Origin of the sequence: Bradyrhizobium monzae (assembly GCF_021458635.1) — a bacterium.
Taxonomy (GTDB): domain Bacteria; phylum Pseudomonadota; class Alphaproteobacteria; order Rhizobiales; family Xanthobacteraceae; genus Bradyrhizobium.
In genome coordinates, this window is record NZ_JAIRDQ010000001.1 from 322,257 (window position 1) to 342,745 (window position 20,489).

The following is a 20,489-nucleotide window of genomic DNA, read 5'->3' on the forward strand; positions in this document are numbered from 1 at the left end:
GGCACACCCCTTGGGGTTGTGCCCGTTCTGCTTTCTCGGCTAGCTTCTCGCAACCATCCCCCTCGCAAATTGGTAGCGCAATGGACACGTGGCTGCGATCCGCGATCGACTACATCGGCTCCTGGATCGAATTCCAGCAGACGACCTTCCAACAGCCCGGCGTCATGGTCGCCTTCGTCCATCGCGGCGAGGTGGTGGCCGAGCATGCGTTCGGGCTTGCCAATCTCGACACCGGCGAGAAGCTCACTCCGCGCCACCGCTTCCGCATCGCCTCGCACTCGAAGAGCTTTACCTCGGCCGGCATCATGAAGCTGCGCGAGCAGCGCAAGCTCAGGCTCGACGATCCCGTCGGCCAATATGTCAGCGGCCTGCATCCGCGCGTGGCCGAGACCACGATTGCGCAAGTGCTTTCGCACAGCGCCGGGCTGACGCGCGACGGCGTCGATTCCGGCCAGTTCATCGACAGCCGGCCCTATCTCAACGCCAGGGAGCTGCTCGCCGAGTTGAAGGGACCTCCCGCGATCGAGCCCGGCACGCGCTTCAAATATTCCAATCACGGCTTTGCGCTGATGGGCCTCGTCATCGAAGCCGTGACCAAGGAGCCCTACGCCGCCTGGATCAAGCGCGAGATCATCGAGACTGCAGGCCTGCGCGAGACCGAGCCGAATGCGCCGCTTCCCAGGGGCGCGTTGCTAGCGCGCGGCCACACGCGCAAGCTGCCGCTGGGCGAGCGCTGCGTCATCCCCGGCGATAATCCCGCGCACGCAATGGCATCCGCCGCGGGCTTCGTCGCCACCGCCGCCGACACCGCGCGTTTCTTTGCCCAGCTTGCCCCCAACGCCAGGAAGAGCGTGCTCTCAGTCGCGAGCCGCCGCGAGATGACGCGCAACCATTGGCGCGTGCCGCAAAGTTTCGAGGGCTATTACGGCCTCGGCGTCAACGCCGGCAAGACCGACGGCTGGGACTGGTTCGGCCATGGCGGCGGCTTCCAGGGGTACATCTCGCGGACCTGCTCCATCCCCGGATGCGAGCTCGCGATCAGCATCCTCAGCAACTCCATCGACGGCGCGGCACCGATCTGGATGGACGGCGCGATGCAGATCCTCCGCGTGTTCAAGACGCGCGGCGCAGCCGACCGGCGCGTGCGCGACTGGACCGGCCGCTGGTGGACGATCTGGGGCGCGACCGACCTCGTGCCGGCGGGCAACCGGGTGCTGATAGCCAATCCGCAGTTCAACAACCCGTTCATGGATGCCGCCGAGATCGAGGTCACCGGCCGCGACACCGGCAAGCTCGCCTGGGCGGCCGGCTATTCCAGTCACGGCGAGCCGGTACGGCGCGTCCGTGACAAGCGCGGGAGGATCAACGACATCTGGCTCGGTGGCGCCAACATCAAACCCGCAGCCGTTGTCGCGCGCGAGATCGCGCGGAGATATCCGCCCCGCAAGCGACGACCTACTCCCTGATGAGCGCCTCGACTTCACCGCGAAACGCCTGTCGCGAGCCGTCGCGCGAATAGAACATGTGGCCGCCGGGATAGACGACGAATTTCACGCGCGACGTCACAAAGGCCGGCAGCTGGTCGAGCGCCCGCTTCGTTCCGAAATAGGGCGTGGCGAGATCGAACAAGCCGTGCGCGACCAGCACGTTCAGCTTCGCATCGGCGGCGAGGATCTGGCGCAACTCCGACAGCGATTGCGGCGGGTTGATGCCGCCTCCAAAGTCCCAATTGCGCTCGACCGCACCGTTGAGAACTTCATAGGAGCCGTCGGGCCGCCAGTTGAGCTTTCGCGTGTGCACATCGACCGCGGCACTCGTCAGCGGCGCCTGGAGCGCATCGCCCGAGGGGTCGCCGAAGCGCGAGCTGCTCGAATCCGGATAGGGATCGAAGCCGCGCACGGAGGCGTCGTAACGCCCGGTCACCATGCCGTTCTTGCGGTCGAGCTCGCGGCGGAATTCGCCGACATCGAAGCGGCCCGCGAGCCTGCGGCTCACCGCTTGGTCGATGCCGGTGAGCTCGGCGACCTTGTCGGCCAGGCGATTGGTGGCTTCCCTGTCCGCCTCGCCCTTGACGAGATCGGCTAAAAATTCACCGCGGGCGTAGGCCTCGACATCGGCGAGATCGGCGCGCTTGACCGGTCCCTTGGCTTCGCGCGCCACCGCCACATAGCTCGGCAAGGTCGCGACATATTGCAGGAGGCTCGTGCCGGTGAACTCGCGGAAATCCAGCAGCGGCGACACCAGGATCAAACCTTTGACGCCGACGCCGTGCTGAATCTGCAACTGGCGCACGACCTTCGGCCCGCGAATGCCGCCATAGCTCTCGCCCGCGACATATTTCGGCGAGGTCAGGCGGTTGTGCTTCTCGAGCCAGCGGCGGATCACGAGCGCAATCGAGTTGACGTCGCCATCGACCGAATAGAACCGTTTGCGTGCATCCTCGCCGCTCGCGATGACGCGGCTGTAGCCGGTGCCGACGGGATCGATGAAGACGAGATCGGTGAAGTCGAGCCAGGTCTCCGGGTTGGGCTTCACCTCGGGCGAGGCCGACGGCGATAGCCCCTCGCCATCGAGCGGCAGCCGCCACGGCCCGGCCGCGCCGAACTGGAGCCACGCCGACGAGGCACCGGGCCCGCCGTTGAACAGGAACGTCACCGGGCGCGTGGCGCGATCGGCGCCGTCGAGCTCGTAAGACGTGGTGGCGATGTCGGCGAGCGGCTCTCCCTTCTCGTCGAATACACGGACGGAGCCGGCGGTCGCGGCAAAGTTGAGCGCTCGGCCCGGCAGGTCGAGGGTCTGCGTGGTCGTCGAATCTCCGGGAAGACGACGATCGGATGCCGCCGGTGAAGCCTGCGCCGCGTTCTGTGCATTGCCGCCACGCCCGCCCTTTTGCCCCACGGGTGCCGCCGCCTCGTTGCGCGGCTGCGGCGGATCGTCCGCACGTGCCAAATCTACGAACGCCAGGCCCGAGAGCGCGAAAGCGGACACCGCCAGCACGAGCCCCGCACGGCGCAGCATCGGCAAGCTCATGATCATGATTGTTCTCCCTGACCCGCCCGTCGGTCGCTGGCTGCAGCTGTAGCCGCCAATTGCGACGGTTTGGGGGATCGGAGGCTCCGGAAGGGCTTTCCGGGCCGATCCCACGGCTTTTGCCGTCTCCGACCGGCCCGTTTGCCTTGTCGAGCGGCCGTCCTCGACAATACAGGCCCAGGTCGTATAGACGACCTCGGCAGAACTTTCTCGAGCCAGCGACACCTGCCTGGAAGCCATGACCAAGCCATCGCGATACGACCGGATCGCCTTCGTCGCCAGCCCGAGCAGCGAGGCAGAGGCCGCCTTCCACCAGCTCACCACGCAATACGGCAATTGCGATCCGAGCGAGGCCGACGTCGTGGTCGCGCTCGGCGGCGACGGGCTGATGCTCCAGACGCTGCACCAGCACATGCACTCGGGCAAGCCGATCTATGGCATGCACCGCGGCACGGTCGGCTTCCTGATGAACGAATACTCGACGCACGATCTGCGCGCGCGGCTCGAGGCGGCGCATGAATCCGAGATCAACCCGCTGCTGATGCGCGCGACCGATACCAATGACCGCGTTCACCTGCATCACGCCATCAACGAGGTCTATCTGTTCCGCCAGACCTCCCAGGCGGCGCGCCTGCGCATCCTGATCGACGAGCGCGAGCGCATGCCCGAGTTGATCGCCGACGGCATCATCGTGGCGACGCCGGCAGGCTCGACCGCCTATAATCTCTCCGCCCAAGGACCGATCCTGCCGATCAACGCCGCGCTGCTGGCGCTGACACCGATCAGCGCCTTCCGGCCGCGGCGCTGGCGCGGCGCGCTGCTGCCCAACACGGCCTATGTCGTGATCGAGGTGCTGGAAGACGACAAGCGGCCCGTCGCGGCCGTCGCCGACCATGAGGAGGTGCGCAGGGTCCGGCGCGTCGAGATCCTGTCGGACAGGACCATCTCGATGCGCATGCTATTCGACCCCGGCCACAGCCTGGAGGAACGGATCCTGCGCGAGCAGTTCGGCTACTGACCTGCCGGCCCTGCCCCCCGCCAGAGGCTCGTTCGCAACGCTTCGTTAACCCTCGGCACGATATGGTTAACGAAGGTTGACCGCTCTGGCCCAGGCGTCATGTTCCGCATCGACTTCAACAAGCTTCGCTTCCTCGTCTGCGACGACAATCCGCACATGCGCCGCATCCTGCGGACGCTGCTGCATTCGTTCGGCGCGCGCGAGGTCTACGAGGCCGAGGACGGCGCCACTGCGCTCGAAATGTACAGCCATTACGTGCCCGACATCGTCATCACCGATTGGGCGATGCCGATCTTTGACGGGCTCGAGCTCGCGCAGATGATCCGGCAGCCGGAATCCAAGGGCAACCCCTACGCGCCGATCATCATGCTGACAGGGCATTCCGAGAAGCGCCGCGTCACGGTCGCGCGCGACGCCGGTGTCACTGAATTCCTGGCCAAGCCGATCTCGGCCAAGGGCCTCTACCAGCGCATTCTCAACGTGGTCGCCAGTCCCCGGCCCTTCATCAAGACCAAAACCTATTTCGGCCCGGACCGGCGCCGCAACACCAACTCCGCCTATATGGGCCCGGAACGCCGCGTCGGCGAAAAGCACGAGGTGCTCCAGCAGCCCTCGCTGCTCGACAAGGCCCGCTCCTCCATCTAGCGCAACGTCTCACCCGACGAGGCAGGCATCATGGCGAAGAACAGCGCACGAGACATCGAGGTCAAGGCCTTCGCCACGCATCAAATCATCACGCAGCCCAATCCGCTGCGTAAAGTTCTGCGCCGGGTCGAGGAAAAGGACATGGACGATCCGATAGGACGCGCCGAGCAGGCGCTTGCCGATCTGTCCGGCGAATTCAAGAGCTGGATGACGATCGAAGTCAACCGGCTGTCGTCGGCCTACGTCGCGATCCGCAACGACCGCTTCACCAAGGAGCGGCGCGACGAGCTGTTCCACGCCGCACACGACATCAAGGGCGACGCCGCCACGTTCGGTTTTCCAGCTGCATCCGGAGTTGCCGAGAGCCTCTGCCGCGTCATCGAGCACGCGCCGGATCTCGAAAAGGTGCCGGCCGAGCTCTTCGCGCACCACATTAACGCGATCCTCGCCATCGTGCACGAGAACACCAAGCTCGACAGCATCAGCGTCTCCGCCGAGCTCAGCCGCCGTCTGCGCAAGGTCGCCGACGACTATCTCGCCGACGTTAACCGTGACCGCCCCGAGCATCTCGAAGTGATCCTCGCGCCGAGCATCGTGCCGGCAGAGTAAAGCTCAACTCCCTCCTCTCGTCATTGCGAGCGCAGCGAAGCAATCCGGAATCCGTCCGCTGGATTGATTCGCTGCGCTCGCAATGACGGAGATTGCGGGTACAGCTCGACCTACGCCGCGATCAAATTGTCGTACACCGGATCAATCGTGTCTTCCGCGACCAGCTCATCGCAGAACAACCTCGCCTCTTCGCGCGCGGATTCGGTGGCGAAGCGGCGCAGCAGGACCATCAGGGGCTCGGTGGCGCCGCGGTCGGTCTCGCAATGGGTGAGCACGCGCTCGACCATGCGCCGGCGCAGCCGCGCCGCGGTGTCGTCGGTGTCGACGAAGCCCTGCTCGTGGCAAGCATCGAGCGCGACCTGGAACGCCGCGAAGGTCGCCTCGGGCAACCCGGCGCGACGAAGCAGCGCATGCAGGCTGTTGCCGCCCCGATCGTGCAGCAGAGCGGACACGCGCGCGAGCGGCAAATCGGCCAATTCGGCCAGCGCCGCATCAAAGAGTTCGAGATTGCTCGACAGCAGCGCGCGCAGGATCAGACCCGCGGTGAGCTGGCCAGTGATCCGCAGATGCTTCACCAGGCCCTGCATGTCGTCGCCGCGCGAGCGCGCCGCGATATTCATGGTGGAGCGATCGCGCGCCTCGGTCGTCATGCGCTCGGCGCGGTCGGCGCTCAGCCAGTTCCGCGCCACCACGAACTGCGCCAGCGTCTCGGAGAGCTTTGCCACCAGCGCAGCGCGTGTTGCAGCCGGAATGTCGTCCAGCACCAGCATCGCCTCGCGGATCGCGGCGAGATGGCCGTGACGCTCGACGATGCGATTCCACGAGAACGGTGCCAGCTCGGCGTGGGGATTTTCGATCAGCTCCAGCGCGGCGGCCGCGCAGCCAACCTCGGCAATGGCGGCGCAGACCGAGACCGGCAGCGCGATGCGGCGAGCGACCGCACACTGCACTTCGTCATCGCCGGTCGCGACGATGTCGACGAGATCGGCATCAATCAGCAGCGGCGAATGTTCGAGTACGGGCAGCGCCACGGTCGGCTGGTCCGCCGACAGCGCCCGCACGATCGACGCCGGCGCATCCGTGCTGCGCGCGAAAGCCTCGGCCATCGCCTGCCGCACCAGCGGCGAAGGATCGTCGAGCAGCATCAGCAGCGCGCCTTCGGCGGCGACACGGTCGTCGTGAGAAAGGTCCGAGATCAGCCAGGCCCGCGCCAATGCCCGCGTTGCCTCCGCCCGCTCGCCGGCGGGCGCGGTCCTGATCCAATTGATGAACTGCCGAACGATCATGGTGCTTCCGGCTTACGCAACGAAAAAAAGAAACGGTGACGGCTTGTCACCTGCAACACAAAATAAACCACGACGCTTAACAAAGCGTTCACCATAACTTGCTGGTTTCATTGATGATTTGTTAAGGGCTGAGAGCAGCGCTCTCGACGTGATCGCGCGCTAGCTCGAGAACGTGCCGCTGCGATCGCTAAACAGATCGAGCGGTTGTGGCGGACGCACGTCGGGCGTCGCCGACGCAGCCGAAGTGAGCGAGGCGTTGTTGCCCCACAATTTCTGCACCGTCGTCGAGACCGGCTGCGTCGCATCGCCGGGCTGATAGATCGAACGGAATGCCGGCGTGATCGGCGCGTTGTCGGCCACGGTTGTCGACGATGTCGCGCTCACCGGCGTCACGCCACGTGCATCCGGGAAGGACTGGAGATAGGCGGCGCCGTTGACCATCGGCACGGTGGGCTGCAGGGCGTTGGCGGCGGCAACCTGTGTGGTCGATGGCGTGTCGCCATACATCGCCATCGCGCTGCGCGTGGATTTCGCATTCGAGGCGCTCGCATAGCGCGCGTTCAGCACCGAATAGACTTCGGAGACGCTGCGCGCGCGGCCATCCCTGGCATAGAAGATCGAGCGATTGGCGGATGCCGCGTTGGGAAACAGACGCGCACCGACAGCTTGCGGATTGTCCTCTGCATTCGCGATCAGCTTCGCCGCGCCGCCGACGCCCATGAAATGCGCCATGTAGAGTTCGCTGTCGGACGGCCTGCGGCCGAGCAGGCCCGTGAGCTTGAAACTGTTGGACTGCGTCAGCGCCGCCGCCATGCTGGAGGCCGCTTCGGGATCGTCGCGCAGCTTCATGATCGAGCGCTTCATGAAGGGATCGTCGACGGTGTAACTGCCGGACGAGGTTTTGCTGATGGCGTCGGAATAGTTGCCATAGCCGAGCTGGGGACCCGCCTCCTTCACCGTGCCGAGCCAGGTCTGATCGATGAACTGATAGAGGCCGTGAGCGGACGAGGTGGTGGCGCCGGCCGATGGATCGAAATCCGATTCCATCTTGGCGGTGGTCAGCATGTATTCGAAGCTGACGCCGGTCTGGCTCGAAGCCTGCTTGATCGCGCCCGCAACGCGCCGCGACTGGTCGGTTGCGGCCGTCTGCGAGGCACTGGAATTGTCGACCGACATGATGGCGTGACCGGCCCGCGCGGCGTTTGAGCGGCGCCGGCAATTCGGTCGCCTGATCGTCTCACCGTGGGACAGTTATGGTTAATGCGGGGTTAATCTGGCGGTCGCCGTCATTCCGGTGCGCATCCGCCTTCGCTCTTCGAGCTTCGGACGGACAAGCCGCGCGCCTCGGAACGACGAGAGCTACTTCTTGTAGACCGCGTTCGGGTCGAACAGCCTGTCGGCATCGACGAAGACGAGCTTCGCACCGCCGCCGTCGGCTTCGACCTTGCGGTAGAAACAGGACCGGCGGCCGGTGTGGCAGGCGGCGCCGATCTGCTCGACGCGAAGCCAGACCGCGTCCTGGTCGCAATCGGTGCGGATATCGACCACGCGCTGGGTCTGACCTGAGGTCTCACCTTTTCGCCACAAGGCATTGCGCGAGCGGCTGAAGTACCAGGCTTCGCCGGTGGCAATGGTCTTGCGCAGCGCCTCGTCATTCATATGCGCGACCATCAGCACGTCACCGGTGGCGACGTCCGTCGCCACGCAGGTCACGAGGCCATTCGCATCGAACTTGGGGAGGAAGGCCAGGCCTTCCTCGATCTCGTGGGAGTGAGCGGACACGACAAACCTCGGCAGTTAGTCGCGAGGTCAGCGCGCCATGCCTCGCACCATGGACAGGAAGCGGGCCTGTTCCGCCGGGTTGTCGCGGAACATGCCGGTGTAGCGGCTGGTGAAGGTGGAGGCGCCATGCTTGGCGACGCCGCGCACCGACATGCAGGTATGCTCGGCCTCGATCAGGACGGCAACGCCACGCGGCTTCAGGATCTCATCGATCGCGGCTGCGATCTGCGCCGTCAGGTGCTCCTGGGTCTGGAGCCGGCGGGCGAAGATGTCGGTCAGTCGCGCAAGCTTCGACAGGCCGACGACGCGTTCTACTGGCGTATAGGCAATGTGCGCCTTGCCGTAGAACGGCATCATGTGATGCTCGCATTGCGAGGTGAACTCGATGTCACGCACCAGCACGAAGTCGTCATAGCCGGCGGTCTCGCCGAAGGTGCGGTCGAGCACCTCGGCCGGGCACTGGTGGTAGCCCTGATAGAGCTCGTCGAACGCCTCGACGACGCGGCGCGGTGTGTCGAGCAGGCCCTCGCGCCCGGTGTTCTCGCCGATATAGGCAAGCAGCGTCTTCACCGCCGCTTCCGCCTCGGCACGCGCGGGGCGCGGCTGGTCGGCGCGGACGGCGGCCGCGAGGAATTCGGCAGGATCGAGTTCGGCCGGGCGGCTCTCGGGCTGCTTGTCAGAGGGCTTGTTCGGGCGAATGGATTTGATTGCAGCGTCCATGTCTACTCCGTTCGACGGCCTTGCGGCCGGAGTGTCACCGGCAGACGGGGCGGACAAGCCGCCGGACGCCTGAAGAGAACAGTATTTGGCGAAAGAGACCTCTTGGCAATAACGCCGACAATGCAAATCTGGATCATCGCCCACGCACCGCCGGACTGTTTTTCCGCAAGTTCCGACCCTATATAGGACCCTGGATCGCGCCCGCCAAGGCCGATCCGGCAGGTAAGTGTTGGACTCCATCACATGCTGAACGACATCTATAACAAGCGGATCATCGAGCTGGCCGGGAATATTCCGCGCCTCGGGCGGTTGTCGGACCCCGATGCCACCGCCACCGCCCATTCCAAGCTGTGCGGCTCGACCGTGAAGATCGACCTCAAGATGGAGGGCGACACCGTCACCGATTTCGCGCATGACGTGAAGGCGTGCGCGCTTGGCCAAGCCTCTTCATCCATCATGGCAAGTCACGTGGTCGGCTCGACTGCGAGCGAGCTCCGTGAGTTACGCGAAGCCGTTCGCAAGATGCTGAAAGAGAACGGTTCGCCTCCGGAAGGCAAGTGGGAGGAAATCAAATTCCTCGAGCCGGTCCGAGATTACAAGGCGCGCCATGCCTCGACGCTGCTGACCTTCGATGCCGTGGTGGATGCGATCGGCCAGATCGAGGCCAAGGCGAAGCAGCCGGCAGCGGCGCAGGGCTGATTCCCCTCAGTCATTCCGGGGCGCATGTCAGCGCGCCCCCAGAATTTCGCGCCGCAATCTCTGCATTCCGGATTCGTCGTTTCACGCCGTCGCGGGATGACGATGGGGACAGCTTACTTTTGCGACGCCGTGCCCGGCGTGGCGACTCCCCCGGTCGGCGGCACCAAGGCTTCCGCCGTCTTGGTCGACTTGGCGGGCTGCGGCTGCTCCGGTTCCGCGCCGAACCTCGCCTGCGTCTTCGGTGCAAGCTCCGCCATTGCCGGCGCAGAGACGTCCACGTGCGGCAACACGTCGGCCACCAGATCGGTCGTCACGATATTGGTGAGCTTGAGCTCGCCCGCGTCGAGTTCGTGCAAATCTTCCCACGGCGGCACACTGAGCGCGAGCGACAACAGATCGCCGGCGCCGCCCATGTCGAACGTGTATTTGGCGAGCCGGCCGATATCGCGCTCCACGATCATCAGATCCTGCGCGCTGTAGCTCGCCGCCTTGGCATCGTCGGCGCGGTCGCCCATCCAAATCTGGTGGACCCGGACATGGGCGGTTTCCGGCACGTAACGCTTCTTGCCGGCCAGCAGCACGAACACACACATGGATTCGCAATAGGCTTCGGACGCGACGGCCGGACGGGCCGACTGCCCGCCGCGATTCTGCACGCTGATACCGACCGTAGTCAAAAGTCCGAGACTGCGGAAACGCCGGCCGAGCGCGATCGCGTCGTTGACGGAACCGCCGCTGGAGTCGAGCACCACGGTGGCGCCTCCGAGCTGGCGTCCGCGAGAAAATTCCTCGAAGTCCTTTGGCGTATCGGCGGTGATGATGCCGACCGCGCTAATCCAGCCGCGGCACTTCGGCTCGCAGGCGACCCAGCTGAACTTCATTGGCAGCTTGCGCTCTTCGAGGGCAGCACCGGCTCTGGCCGACGATCCGAATGTCGCGACGGCGCCAGCCAGCACGACTCCACAAGCGGCGGTTCCCACCAGCAACCAGCCCCGAAGGTTGAGTGACTTCAGAAGTGTCAAACTGATCCCTTCCCCAAGCCCATTGGCGCGATTATCCCCGCTTCGCGCTCGATGAGTCGATCATACAGTCGTATGTTTTCACGAGTGTCATAAAAATGGTATCCGGGGGAATACAGCTCGTCCATAGGGACTTGCTGCACTGCTCCCAAAAAGCATGGAAAATATGGCGCGAAAACAACAGCTTGCTGTTCCCTGCGCCGGAACCGTGCAACACTTCGCCCACGATCGCAGCAAAGCGCACATGAAGCATTCAGCCTGCGAGCATTGTTCCAGTTCCGTCGCGGGCGTGCTTCGATTTCCGCGCAGATTCGGTCGCGCGCTGATCTGGCTCTATCGGCACACCCTATCGCCGCTGGTCGGCTACAACTGCCGCCATCTGCCGACCTGCTCCGTCTACGGCGACGAGGCGATCGAGCGGTTCGGACTCTGGGCCGGCGGCTGGATGACTCTCGCGCGCCTATTGCGCTGCAACCCCTTCGGCACGTCGGGCATCGACAATGTGCCTGTCACTGCGCCGCAAGGCGCGCGCTGGTACACGCCTTGGCGCTACGGCCGCTGGCGCGGCGTCAACGCCTCGTAAGCATGCTGCGGTGCTTTGCACATCGCTGCTCTAAGCGGAACCGGAACTTCCCCCTCGCGTTGTTGTGATGCTCCCTTGGGAGGAAACAACAATGCGCTGGAAAATCAGCCCTCATTTTCACTTCAGTCACCACCATTACGACCCCAGAACCATCGACATGCTGGCCGTGGTCGCTTTGCTCGTGCTCGTCGTCGGTTCCGGCTGGTATCTCGCGACAAGCCTTGCGACGCCGCCAAGCACGACGGCGTTCATCGTGCCAAGCCAAAGCGTGCACTGGTAGCTAGCGGAACCAGAAGAAGCGCCCGGGCGGCGGCGGGATCGGCTCGGGCGGCCGCGGCCGCTTCGGCCGAGGTTTCGGCGGCGGCTCGGCAAACGAGGTCGTCTCCGCAGTCGGCGCGAGCTCGCTCCCCGGGATCTTCACCGACAGCAGCAAATTCGATTCATGCATTCGCCAGCGATAGCCGACACCGAAATCGATCGGTTGCGCGCGCGTGAACAGCTCGGCGTAGCGCTCCTGATAGCGGCCGGGGAATTCGTTGATCGGCCCGAGATAGCGACCGAACGGGAAGAACCGCCATTGCCGCGGATTGTAGTTGGCAAGCGGAACACCGGAATCATCCTGGATGATGGTCGCGCTGTTGGCGAGCAGCCAATCGCGGGCGACCGTGAAGTTGCCCGCGTGCAAGAGATACGACGCGCTCTTGAGCAGGCTGTTGCCGGGCCCGAGCGTCTCGCAGAATTTCAGGAAGCCTGCCGCGCGCGCACCGGAATTGGAGAGATCAGTCGAGAAATAATACAGCGTACGCGCCTCGCCGTCGGCGCCTGCGAAGGTGATGCGCACGCCGCGCGTGGCGTTCGGCCCCGGATTGTCATTGCCCGTGTGCACCCCGCCCTTGTTGTCGAGTGCGACCGTCTCGACGTTGCGGATGGTTTTGCCAGAGCGCGCCATGAAGACGTAGAGGATCGGCAAGGTGCCGTTGACCTGGTTGGCGTGCAGGTCGACTTTCATCTGCTTGGTGATGAAGAAGGAGAAGCTCAGGATCGAGCCGAGCGAGCGCTCGACATTGTAGAGCGCGGCATTGACCGAACCGCGCGTCAGCCTGGTCAGATCGGGCACCGCACCGGCCGGCTCCAGCGCGCCGAGCACGTAGGTGCTGGCCCTGGAATAGAAGGCGTTGGCGTAAAGGAAATCCGGACCGCTGAAGAAATAGAACATGGTTGGCCGCGGCGCGGCGAGATTGACGTCCGACCAGCTCCGGATCTTCGACAATTGCCGCTGCTCGAGCTGGGCAAAGGCACCGTCGAAGAATTTTGCGTGATGCTGCCAGGACGGGTCCCTGGTGAGCGCCACCAGCGGCGAGTCCGCTGAAGGCTGCATGCCCGCGAGGAAGCGCGCAGTGTCGTCGAAAGTGACCTCGGCCGCGCGCGCGGACGAGATGGCCGCAGCCATAAGGGCAAGAGCGGCGGCCAGAATTCTCACGGGTCGAAACATGTCTATTCGCGATTGTGTGACGTGGCAGCGGCGACCGGCCGCCTGCGGAAAATTGCATAAATCAACAGGCCCGAGAGCATGACGAGCATCCCCGACAGCGACTGAACCGGCCGCTCGGTCAAGAGGTAGTACATCATGGACGCGGTCACGAGCAGGAAAAGGAGCGGCGTAAACGGGTATCCCCAGGCGCGATAGGGCCGCGGCAGGTCGGGATCGGTGATGCGCAGCTTGATGACGCCGGCAACGGTGAAGAACGAGCAGAACAGCAGCGAGAACTGGATGAAGTCGAGCACCGCCTCGAAGCTGCGGGTGAACAGCAGCAGATTGGCGACCGCGAGCTGAAACAGGATGGCATAGGCCGGCGCGCCTCTCACCGATCGCTTCGAGAACACGCGCAGCGCCGGGATGTCCTCTCCCATCGTCATCATCACGCGCGGGCCGATCCACATCATCGCGCTGATCGAGGAGATCAGGCCAACGCAGATCATGGCACCGACGATCCGGCCGCCGAGGCCTCCGAAGATGGCGCTGCCGGCCACGCTTGCGACGTCGAGTTGACCGGCCAACGCGCTGATTGGTGTCGAGTAAAGGAACACCGCGTTGAGCACGACATACAGCACCAGCACAATCAGCGTGCCCGTGAGCAGTGCGCGCGGCAGGCTCTGCTGCGGCGTGTTCATCTCGCCGATGATGTAGGTCGCGGCATTCCAGCCCGAGAATGAGTACATCACGAAGACAAGCCCGATCGCGAAAGGCGCGCTCACGATATGGGCGAGATCACCGGCCTGCGGCGCAAAGGAGATCGGCTGCGGCGTACCGACGACGAAGCCTGCGACGAGGAAAGCGACGATCAGCACGACCTTGAGGATGGTCGAGATCAGCTGGAAGGTCGAGGAGTGCCTGACGCCGGTCAATTGCACGATCGAGACCAGCCACACCACGCCGATAGCGAGCGGGATCGGCGGCACCTCGGGCATGACGGACTTGGCGTATTCGCCGAAAGCCATGGCCGCAAGCGCTACGGGTGCGGCGAATCCGACCGTCGCCGAAACCCAGCCGGCGAGAAAGCCGAAGGCCGGATGATAGGCGCGGCCAAGGAAATTGTACTCGCCGCTCGAGCGGGGAAACATCGCGCCCAATTCGCTGTAGGAGAACACGCCGCACAGCGCGACGATGCCGCCGACGGTCCACAATGCGAGGATCGAGAAGCCCGAGGGGATGTCCTTGACCTGGAAGCCCAGGCTGGTGAAGACGCCGACCCCGATCATGTCTGCTACGACGATCGCGGTTGCGACCAGAACGGAAATCCCGGAGCCGCCGGTCAGCCGCCCGGTCCAGGGCGCGGTTCCCGCATCTGATGCCGTCATCTGGGTCCTTAGCCTCAGGCGTCGCGCCTCATGGGAGGCATCGTGCAGATTGGTCCAGTCAATTCAAGCAGGGTTAACAAGGGTTAAATGAGGCGGTCATAATAGGTAATTAGTCACCTTTTAGACCGGCGTCTGGGCAATAAACCCGTAGTTGGCCGCGGAAATACGCGCTCCCCTCCCACAATCGCGACACGATTGCGTGGTCTTTTTTGATCGTTCCGGATGTGGGGAAGTTTCTCCGGACGCTTAACGTCACCTAAACGCCAGTCGGCTCAATTGTCTTAAGATCGCCGATGGACGTGACTTGGGTCGTGACTTGGGGTCATGGGTGGATGGTCGGGGCCGTTCCGAAATTGAAAGCAGACATGTGCGCTGACCGGACCAAGTCGTCCGAGGCGCGCTGTCGTGCGCTTCGGATCGCCCTGATCTCAGGCTTGGTGCCGCTGTCGCTGACGTTGGTTCAATGCGGCAACGCGCCCAATCCGGCGGCGCTGGCGGCGAACTCGCAGGCTAACGTCCAGGTCGTTGCGAAGACCAGTCCGCAAGTCCAACAGGTCGCAAGCGGCGACACGTTCGAAGATCGCTTCCCGGCCCCGCAGTTCAGGGAGCGCTTCCCCTCGGCCAGCGAGGGTTTCCTGCAACGGCAGATGTCAGACTTCTCGCCCAAGCGCGCCGTGCAGCAACAACCGGAGCAGGCGCCGTACAAGATCGCCTCGCTCGCGCCGCAGGTCCCCTACCAGCGTCCGGCGCGTGAGGACCTGACGACGCTCGTCAGCATGAAATCCTCGGCCTTCCCTTATTTCGGCAACAACCCTGCGTCCGATTCGCCCTTCCTCAACATCTCCAAGGGCGACCGCCGCGGCCACCGCAGCTATTCGGGGCGCGTGTTCTGGCAGGACGAGACCTACAACGACAGCCGCGTGCTCATGCACGTCCCCGAGCATTTCGATGTGCGCAAGCCGGGCGTGATCGTGGTGTTCTTCCACGGCAACGGCGCAACGCTCGCGCGCGACGTGCGCGACCGCCAGCTGGTGCCGCAGCAGATCACCGATTCCGGTGCCAATGCCGTACTGCTCGCGCCGCAGATGGCGGTCGATGCCGCCGATTCCAGCGCGGGAAAATTCTGGCAGCCCGGCGGCCTCAAGCGCTTCATGGAAGAGTCAGCCAGCCACCTCGCGCAGCTGACCGGCGATCCCAACAGCGCGCGTGCGTTTGCCAACATGCCGATCGTGATCGTCGGTTATAGCGGCGGCTTCCTGCCGACCGCCTGGAGTCTCGAGGTCGGCGGCATCAGCGATCGCGTCCGCGGCGTCGTGCTGCTCGATGCGGTCTACGGCGAAATGGACAAGTTCGCGTCCTGGATCCAGAGCCACCGCTCGGGCTTCTTCGTCAGCTCCTACACTCACTACACCGCACGGCGGGACCGTGAGTTGATGAGCATGTTGCGACAGAAGGGCATCGGTGTTTCCGAGGATATGGATGGACCTTTGCGTCCCGGCAGTGTCGTATTCGTCGAGACCGGCGACGGCATCACCCACCGCGATTACGTCAACCGCGCGTGGACGCAATACCCGCTCAAGGACGTGCTGGTGAAAATGTCGGCAACGCCGGCCTTGGCGCTGACGCGCGTCGCAGCCACCAGTTCTTCAGCGTCAAGCCGTTAGTCTGGATTTTGCCTGCGCCGGCATTTCGCCGCGCTGACTGCAATTCCATCAGGCCATGATCAAAATGTGATGTTGATGGCAGACAATCTCCGGCGGCAACCGGATTGCTTCTGCAGGCTACCACCATATTTTGCCGGCCAAGCTGCACTTGAACCAGTGCACCTGGAATATTGCGGGGACAGGTAGTGCACCAGGGACTGTACAAGGTCGATTTCCACACCGTTCATGGAACCGGCTGCGGAGTCGTCTATGTGACGGATGGCAAGATGCGCGGCGGCAATTCAGCCTTCGCCTTCATTGGCACCTACACGGGCGAAGGCGACAGCATCAAGGTCAAGATCTCGACCGAGCGCCACAACGACGACCCTTCGTTCAAGGCGCTGTTCGGCATCGACCGCATCACGCTGACACTCGCCGGCCGCGAGAACGGCGACACGGCCGAGTTCGAGGGCAACGCGCTGCAACTGCCGGGCGTTGCCTTCAGAGCGGTGCTGAGCCGGATCGCCGACCAGGCGCCCGGCCCTCGAACCTCGGCTCTTGATCTCAGGTTTTGGGCAGCTTCGGAATGCTCTCGGCAAAGCCGTTGAAGCAGGCCAGCCGCTCGTCCTCTTCCTTGAAGAACCGGCAATCGGCATAGCCCTTGGCCTTCGCCGGCTTCGGTTTGGGCGTCGGCGGGATAATGGCATCGTAGCAGTTGAGCCGGTCCTTGGTGCCGTCGTCGGTATCGAGGCAGGCCTGAAGCCGGGCTGCGATCGATTGCGGCTTGCCCTTTGACGCTGCAGCCGGCTTGGCGGCAGCCTCTTTGGTGCCGGCCTCTTTGGTCCCGGCCTTGGTCCCCTTGGGCTTCACCTGCACCAGCGGCTTGTCCCCCACCATCGGTGGCGTATCGGTCTGCGCAAACGCGGAGGCTGAATAGAGCACCGCGGCAACCGCCAGAATCATCCTCATCTCAGTCAACTCTCTTTGGTCCCCACGACGCGCGTTCTAGCGCTCTCCCCTGCAGTTTGCCAAGCGCCTTGAGCATAGGAAACACCGGCTTCAACCCGAGGCGACAGCAGCCGCCCGCGGCCGGCTCACGATCACCAGCATCAGCGCCAGCACGACAAAGCCGGCCGCTACGAAGCCTGCGCTGTGTAAAAGGTCGCGCGCAAACAGCAGCCCGCCGACGGCAGACCCGATGGCCTGGCCGATATAGAGGACCGACGTATTGAGCGCGACGGTTGCAGGCGCAAGCGGCGGCGCCGCCGCGACCAGCCGCACCTGCTGCATCGAATTCGCCGAGGCAAAGCCCAACCCCCAGACCGCCACGCCGATCGCCATCAGTACAAGGCTGCCGGCGCCTAGCTCCCAGCCGCTGATACCCGCGAGTAACAGGCACGTGAACAGCAACGAGGTCCGGTACGGCCCCCATGTATCGACGATACGGCTCGCCACCACGACGCCGAGGAAGCCGCAGACCCCATAGATGGCGAATACCGTGCCGATCGCATCCGGGCTCGCCTCCGTCAGCTTCTTAAGCAGCGGACCCATGAAGGTGAACACAGTGAACTGGCCGGACATCTGCAACATCGTGATCGCGAGCAGCAGCAGGATCGCCCTGTTGCGGCCCACGTCACTCCAGGTCTTGAGGTCGACCGGCGTGCCCTTCAGGCCGACCGGCAGGCGCACCAGCAACAACAGGAAGCTGACGCCGCCGAGCGCACCGATCCCGCCATAGGCGGCGCGCCAGCCATAGCGGCTGGCGATGAAGGTGATTAGCGGGAGGCCGACGGCGGCAGCCAACGACCAACCGAGGAAGATGTAGGCAATCGTGCTGCCACGCCGCTCCGCCGGCACGATCAGGGCCGCTGTACCGGCAGCCTGCGGCGTGTAGAGCGCACCAATGGCGAGCATGACCAGACGGATGACGAGGAGGCTTGCATAGTCCGGCGCAAAGGCCGAGGCGAGATTGCCAAGGGCGAGCACCGCGAGTGTGGTCGTGAGCAAAATCCGCCGTTCGATGCGGCTGGTGAGCCACGCGGTCAGCGGCGAGCCGATGCACAGCATGATCGCGCCGAAGGTGATGAGCAGCCCGGCCGCGTGGATGCTGATCCCAAGCCCCGCCGACAATTCTGGCAGCATCCCCGCCGGCGCCAATACCGAGCAGCCGGTGACGAGATTGCCAAGCATCAGGGCGGTTGGCGTGAAACGGCCGGCGGGGGGATTTTTCATGCAAATGCATGTAGAACAGACGCAGCGCCGGTTAAAGGGCGCCGCTCGAAATAGTTGGCGCGCTGCCCCGGCTTTTGCGCGCCACTTTCTTGGAATTGCCGGATTGCACAGGCCGAATCGCCTGATATATCGCTCGTTCCCGCTTACCTGCGCTCGTTCGCAGGAGTGAGCCTCAGGAGAAAAGCAATGTCCGACCAGCCCAAATCTGATCAAGCCAAGTCTGATCAGACCAAGTCCGATCAAGCGAAGTCCGAATCCGGCTTCCAATATTCCCTCAGCAATTTGAAGCCAGTGACCCCAGCCGCCAAAGTCACCCTCACGTTCCCCGACGGCGCCCAGCGCCAATATGACAAGAGCATCACGGGCCTCGAGATCGCCAAGGGCATATCGCCCTCGCTCGCCAAGCGCACCGTCGCAATGGCACTCGACGGCGAGCTCGCCGACCTCAACGATCCCATCGAAACCGATGCGAAGATCGAGCTCGTCAACCGCGACGATCCGCGCGCGCTCGAATTGATCCGACACGACTGCGCGCACGTGCTTGCCGAAGCCGTGCAATCGCTGTGGCCCGGCACGCAAGTCACGATCGGCCCGGTGATCGAAAACGGTTTCTACTACGACTTCTTCCGCAACGAGCCGTTCACGCCGGAAGATTTTGCCGCGATCGAGAAGAAGATGCGCGAGATCATCGCGCGCGACAAACCCTTCACGAAGGAAGTCTGGGACCGCGAGAAAACAAAACAGGTGTTCCGCGACAAGGGCGAAGCCTTCAAGGTCGAGCTGGTCGATGCCATTCCCGGCACCGAGCCGATCAAGATCTACTACCAGGGCGACTGGTTCGATCTCTGCCGCGGCCCGCACATGACCTCGACCGGCAAGGTCGGCAACGCTTTCAAATTGATGAAAGTGGCCGGCGCCTATTGGCGCGGCGACAGCAACAACCCGATGCTGACCCGCATCTACGGCACAGCCTTCGCCAAGCAGGAGGACCTCGACGCCTACCTCAAGCAGATCGAGGAAGCCGAGAAGCGCGACCATCGCAAGCTCGGCCGCGAGCTCGACCTCTTCCACTTCCAGGAAGAAGGTCCGGGCGTCGTGTTCTGGCATCCGAAGGGCTGGACGATATTTCAGCAGCTGATCGCCTATATGCGCCGCCGCCTGACCGGCGACTATAACGAGGTCAACGCGCCGCAGATTCTCGACAAGTCGTTGTGGGAGACCTCGGGCCATTGGGGCTGGTACCGCGAAAACATGTTCGCGGCGCAGTCGGCCGGCGACGAAGCCGAGGACAAGCGCTGGTTTGCGCTGAAGCCGATGAACTGCCCCGGCCACGTCCAGATCTTCAAGCATGGCCTGAAGAGCTACCGCGACCTGCCGCTGCGCCTCGCCGAGTTCGGCGTGGTGCATCGCTACGAGCCGTCCGGCGCGATGCACGGCCTGATGCGCGTGCGCGGCTTCACCCAGGACGACGCGCACATCTTCTGCACGGAGGACCAGCTCGCCGAAGAGTGCCTGAAGATCAACGATCTGATTCTGTCGACCTACGCCGATTTCGGCTTCACGGGCGACCTCACGGTCAAGCTCTCGACCCGGCCGGATAAGCGCGTCGGCACCGATGCGATGTGGGATCACGCCGAGCGGGTGATGGCGACCGTGCTGCGCGAGATCCAGGCGCAGAACAACCACATCAAGACCGAGATCAATCCGGGCGAAGGCGCCTTCTACGGGCCGAAGTTCGAGTACGTGCTGCGCGACGCCATCGGCCGCGACTGGCAATGCGGCACCACGCAGGTCGACTTCAACCTGCCGGAACGGTTCGGCGCATTCTACATCGACCATGACGGCGGCAAGAAACCGCCGGTGATGGTGCACCGCGCGATCTGCGGCTCGATGGAGCGCTATATTGGCATCCTGATCGAGCACTATGCCGGCAACTTCCCGCTCTGGCTCTCGCCGGTGCAGGCGGTGGTCACGACCATCACCTCGGAAGGCGACGAATACGCCAAGCAGGTGCTGGAGCAGGCGCGGCGCGCAGGGCTTCGGGTCGAGATCGACCTGCGCAACGAAAAGATCAACTACAAGGTCCGCGAGCATTCGCTGGCCAAGATTCCGGCACTGCTCGTGGTCGGCAAAAAGGAGGCCGAAACGCATTCGGTCTCCGTCCGCCGGCTTGGCAGCGATGGGCAGAAGGTGATGACGACCGCGGAGGCAATCGCCGCCCTGGTCGACGAAGCGACCCCGCCGGACGTCCGGCGGATGCGTGAGGCGGTCTGATCCCTGAAATCGATCTAAATTCGCTTTCGGTTGCGGGCGTGCATGCCTATCTGGGCATGGCACGCCCGATGACCAGCCGAAGAGGTAACG

Annotated in this window: 20 protein-coding genes; 10 read left to right on the plus strand and 10 right to left on the minus strand. The window is 64.0% G+C overall.

Annotation, left to right across the window (positions count from 1 at the left end; genetic code table 11):
* Positions 1-80: 80 nt before the first annotated feature.
* On the plus strand, positions 81-1,466 hold the full coding sequence (locus K3F49_RS01710; protein WP_234679031.1) for a serine hydrolase domain-containing protein: 1,386 nt from the start codon (positions 81-83) through the stop codon (positions 1,464-1,466).
* Here the strand turns inward: K3F49_RS01710 and K3F49_RS01715 are convergent.
* The gene (locus tag K3F49_RS01715) at positions 1,456-3,036 is read right to left on the minus strand and encodes a S10 family peptidase (RefSeq protein ID WP_234679032.1); all 1,581 of its coding nucleotides are present in this window, start codon (positions 3,034-3,036) and stop codon (positions 1,456-1,458) included. The genes K3F49_RS01710 and K3F49_RS01715 overlap by 11 nt on opposite strands.
* 232 nt (positions 3,037-3,268) lie before the next feature.
* On the opposite strand from K3F49_RS01715, the gene K3F49_RS01720 reads away from it, so the two are divergent.
* The 3 genes from K3F49_RS01720 (at position 3,269) to K3F49_RS01730 (ending at position 5,302) form a co-directional block, all read left to right on the plus strand.
* Positions 3,269-4,048, plus strand: a complete 780-nt coding sequence (locus K3F49_RS01720; RefSeq protein WP_234679033.1) for an NAD kinase — start codon at positions 3,269-3,271, stop codon at positions 4,046-4,048.
* Between the two features lie 99 nt (positions 4,049-4,147).
* A complete protein-coding gene (locus K3F49_RS01725; RefSeq protein WP_008133731.1) occupies positions 4,148-4,693 on the plus strand; it encodes a response regulator in 546 nt (181 codons plus the stop codon).
* Between the two features lie 30 nt (positions 4,694-4,723).
* The gene (locus tag K3F49_RS01730; protein WP_234679034.1) at positions 4,724-5,302 is read left to right on the plus strand and encodes an Hpt domain-containing protein; all 579 of its coding nucleotides are present in this window, start codon (positions 4,724-4,726) and stop codon (positions 5,300-5,302) included.
* Positions 5,303-5,412: 110 nt separating this feature from the next.
* Here the strand turns inward: K3F49_RS01730 and K3F49_RS01735 are convergent, their stop codons facing one another.
* The 4 genes from K3F49_RS01735 to folE form a co-directional block, all read right to left on the minus strand.
* A complete protein-coding gene (locus tag K3F49_RS01735) occupies positions 5,413-6,588 on the minus strand; it encodes a DUF2336 domain-containing protein (protein ID WP_234679035.1) in 1,176 nt (391 codons plus the stop codon).
* A gap of 159 nt (positions 6,589-6,747) precedes the next feature.
* Complete coding sequence (locus tag K3F49_RS01740; RefSeq protein WP_234679036.1) at positions 6,748-7,764, minus strand: lytic transglycosylase domain-containing protein; 1,017 nt, start codon at positions 7,762-7,764, stop codon at positions 6,748-6,750.
* Between the two features lie 183 nt (positions 7,765-7,947).
* Positions 7,948-8,370, minus strand: coding sequence for a phosphoribosyl-AMP cyclohydrolase (hisI, locus tag K3F49_RS01745; protein WP_234679037.1), 423 nt, complete (start codon positions 8,368-8,370; stop codon positions 7,948-7,950).
* A gap of 27 nt (positions 8,371-8,397) precedes the next feature.
* Positions 8,398-9,090, minus strand: coding sequence for a GTP cyclohydrolase I FolE (gene folE, locus K3F49_RS01750; protein ID WP_234679038.1), 693 nt, complete (start codon positions 9,088-9,090; stop codon positions 8,398-8,400).
* Between the two features lie 243 nt (positions 9,091-9,333).
* Here folE and K3F49_RS01755 point away from each other — a divergent pair, with 243 nt between their 5' ends.
* On the plus strand, positions 9,334-9,789 hold the full coding sequence (locus tag K3F49_RS01755) for an iron-sulfur cluster assembly scaffold protein (RefSeq protein WP_234679039.1): 456 nt from the start codon (positions 9,334-9,336) through the stop codon (positions 9,787-9,789).
* A gap of 113 nt (positions 9,790-9,902) precedes the next feature.
* Here K3F49_RS01755 and K3F49_RS01760 read toward each other — a convergent pair whose 3' ends face one another.
* Positions 9,903-10,811, minus strand: coding sequence for a COG3904 family protein (locus K3F49_RS01760; RefSeq protein WP_234679040.1), 909 nt, complete (start codon positions 10,809-10,811; stop codon positions 9,903-9,905).
* A gap of 241 nt (positions 10,812-11,052) precedes the next feature.
* On the opposite strand from K3F49_RS01760, the gene yidD reads away from it, so the two are divergent.
* The gene (gene yidD / locus K3F49_RS01765) at positions 11,053-11,391 is read left to right on the plus strand and encodes a membrane protein insertion efficiency factor YidD (protein ID WP_234679041.1); all 339 of its coding nucleotides are present in this window, start codon (positions 11,053-11,055) and stop codon (positions 11,389-11,391) included.
* A 91-nt stretch (positions 11,392-11,482) separates the two neighbouring features.
* On the plus strand, positions 11,483-11,671 hold the full coding sequence (locus tag K3F49_RS01770) for a hypothetical protein (RefSeq protein WP_234679042.1): 189 nt from the start codon (positions 11,483-11,485) through the stop codon (positions 11,669-11,671).
* Here the strand turns inward: K3F49_RS01770 and K3F49_RS01775 are convergent, their stop codons facing one another.
* Positions 11,672-12,883 (minus strand): hypothetical protein, encoded by a 1,212-nt coding sequence (locus K3F49_RS01775; protein ID WP_234679043.1) that lies wholly within the window; start codon positions 12,881-12,883, stop codon positions 11,672-11,674.
* A 2-nt stretch (positions 12,884-12,885) separates the two neighbouring features.
* Complete coding sequence (locus K3F49_RS01780; protein WP_234679044.1) at positions 12,886-14,250, minus strand: APC family permease; 1,365 nt, start codon at positions 14,248-14,250, stop codon at positions 12,886-12,888.
* Positions 14,251-14,615: 365 nt separating this feature from the next.
* On the opposite strand from K3F49_RS01780, the gene K3F49_RS01785 reads away from it, so the two are divergent.
* Together K3F49_RS01785 and K3F49_RS01790 are read left to right on the plus strand one after the other, a co-directional pair.
* A complete protein-coding gene (locus K3F49_RS01785) occupies positions 14,616-15,914 on the plus strand; it encodes an alpha/beta hydrolase (protein WP_234679045.1) in 1,299 nt (432 codons plus the stop codon).
* A gap of 185 nt (positions 15,915-16,099) precedes the next feature.
* Positions 16,100-16,501: a GrlR family regulatory protein gene (locus K3F49_RS01790; RefSeq protein WP_234679046.1), complete on the plus strand. Its 402-nt coding sequence runs from the start codon at positions 16,100-16,102 to the stop codon at positions 16,499-16,501.
* On the opposite strand, the gene K3F49_RS01795 is transcribed toward K3F49_RS01790, so the two are convergent.
* Complete coding sequence (locus tag K3F49_RS01795) at positions 16,458-16,862, minus strand: hypothetical protein (protein ID WP_234679047.1); 405 nt, start codon at positions 16,860-16,862, stop codon at positions 16,458-16,460. The two genes, K3F49_RS01790 and K3F49_RS01795, sit on opposite strands and share 44 nt — an antisense overlap.
* A 90-nt stretch (positions 16,863-16,952) precedes the next feature.
* Positions 16,953-18,125 (minus strand): MFS transporter, encoded by a 1,173-nt coding sequence (locus tag K3F49_RS01800; RefSeq protein WP_234679048.1) that lies wholly within the window; start codon positions 18,123-18,125, stop codon positions 16,953-16,955.
* 186 nt (positions 18,126-18,311) lie between these two features.
* Here K3F49_RS01800 and thrS point away from each other — a divergent pair, with 186 nt between their 5' ends.
* Positions 18,312-20,399: a threonine--tRNA ligase gene (gene thrS / locus K3F49_RS01805; RefSeq protein ID WP_234679049.1), complete on the plus strand. Its 2,088-nt coding sequence runs from the start codon at positions 18,312-18,314 to the stop codon at positions 20,397-20,399.
* Positions 20,400-20,489 lie beyond the last annotated feature (90 nt).

What these genes read in the sequence shown, in the direction of transcription:
- K3F49_RS01710 (WP_234679031.1), top strand. Translation starts at nt 81, where the DNA reads ATGGACACGTGGCTGCGATCCGCGATCGACTACATCGGCTCCTGGATC.
- K3F49_RS01715 (WP_234679032.1), bottom strand. Translation starts at nt 3,036, where the DNA reads ATGATCATGAGCTTGCCGATGCTGCGCCGTGCGGGGCTCGTGCTGGCG.
- K3F49_RS01720 (WP_234679033.1), top strand. Translation starts at nt 3,269, where the DNA reads ATGACCAAGCCATCGCGATACGACCGGATCGCCTTCGTCGCCAGCCCG.
- K3F49_RS01725 (WP_008133731.1), top strand. Translation starts at nt 4,148, where the DNA reads ATGTTCCGCATCGACTTCAACAAGCTTCGCTTCCTCGTCTGCGACGAC.
- K3F49_RS01730 (WP_234679034.1), top strand. Translation starts at nt 4,724, where the DNA reads ATGGCGAAGAACAGCGCACGAGACATCGAGGTCAAGGCCTTCGCCACG.
- K3F49_RS01735 (WP_234679035.1), bottom strand. Translation starts at nt 6,588, where the DNA reads ATGATCGTTCGGCAGTTCATCAATTGGATCAGGACCGCGCCCGCCGGC.
- K3F49_RS01740 (WP_234679036.1), bottom strand. Translation starts at nt 7,764, where the DNA reads ATGTCGGTCGACAATTCCAGTGCCTCGCAGACGGCCGCAACCGACCAG.
- folE (WP_234679038.1), bottom strand. Translation starts at nt 9,090, where the DNA reads ATGGACGCTGCAATCAAATCCATTCGCCCGAACAAGCCCTCTGACAAG.
- K3F49_RS01755 (WP_234679039.1), top strand. Translation starts at nt 9,334, where the DNA reads ATGCTGAACGACATCTATAACAAGCGGATCATCGAGCTGGCCGGGAAT.
- yidD (WP_234679041.1), top strand. Translation starts at nt 11,053, where the DNA reads ATGAAGCATTCAGCCTGCGAGCATTGTTCCAGTTCCGTCGCGGGCGTG.
- K3F49_RS01770 (WP_234679042.1), top strand. Translation starts at nt 11,483, where the DNA reads ATGCGCTGGAAAATCAGCCCTCATTTTCACTTCAGTCACCACCATTAC.
- K3F49_RS01775 (WP_234679043.1), bottom strand. Translation starts at nt 12,883, where the DNA reads ATGTTTCGACCCGTGAGAATTCTGGCCGCCGCTCTTGCCCTTATGGCT.
- K3F49_RS01780 (WP_234679044.1), bottom strand. Translation starts at nt 14,250, where the DNA reads ATGACGGCATCAGATGCGGGAACCGCGCCCTGGACCGGGCGGCTGACC.
- K3F49_RS01785 (WP_234679045.1), top strand. Translation starts at nt 14,616, where the DNA reads ATGTGCGCTGACCGGACCAAGTCGTCCGAGGCGCGCTGTCGTGCGCTT.
- K3F49_RS01795 (WP_234679047.1), bottom strand. Translation starts at nt 16,862, where the DNA reads ATGAGGATGATTCTGGCGGTTGCCGCGGTGCTCTATTCAGCCTCCGCG.
- K3F49_RS01800 (WP_234679048.1), bottom strand. Translation starts at nt 18,125, where the DNA reads ATGAAAAATCCCCCCGCCGGCCGTTTCACGCCAACCGCCCTGATGCTT.
- thrS (WP_234679049.1), top strand. Translation starts at nt 18,312, where the DNA reads ATGTCCGACCAGCCCAAATCTGATCAAGCCAAGTCTGATCAGACCAAG.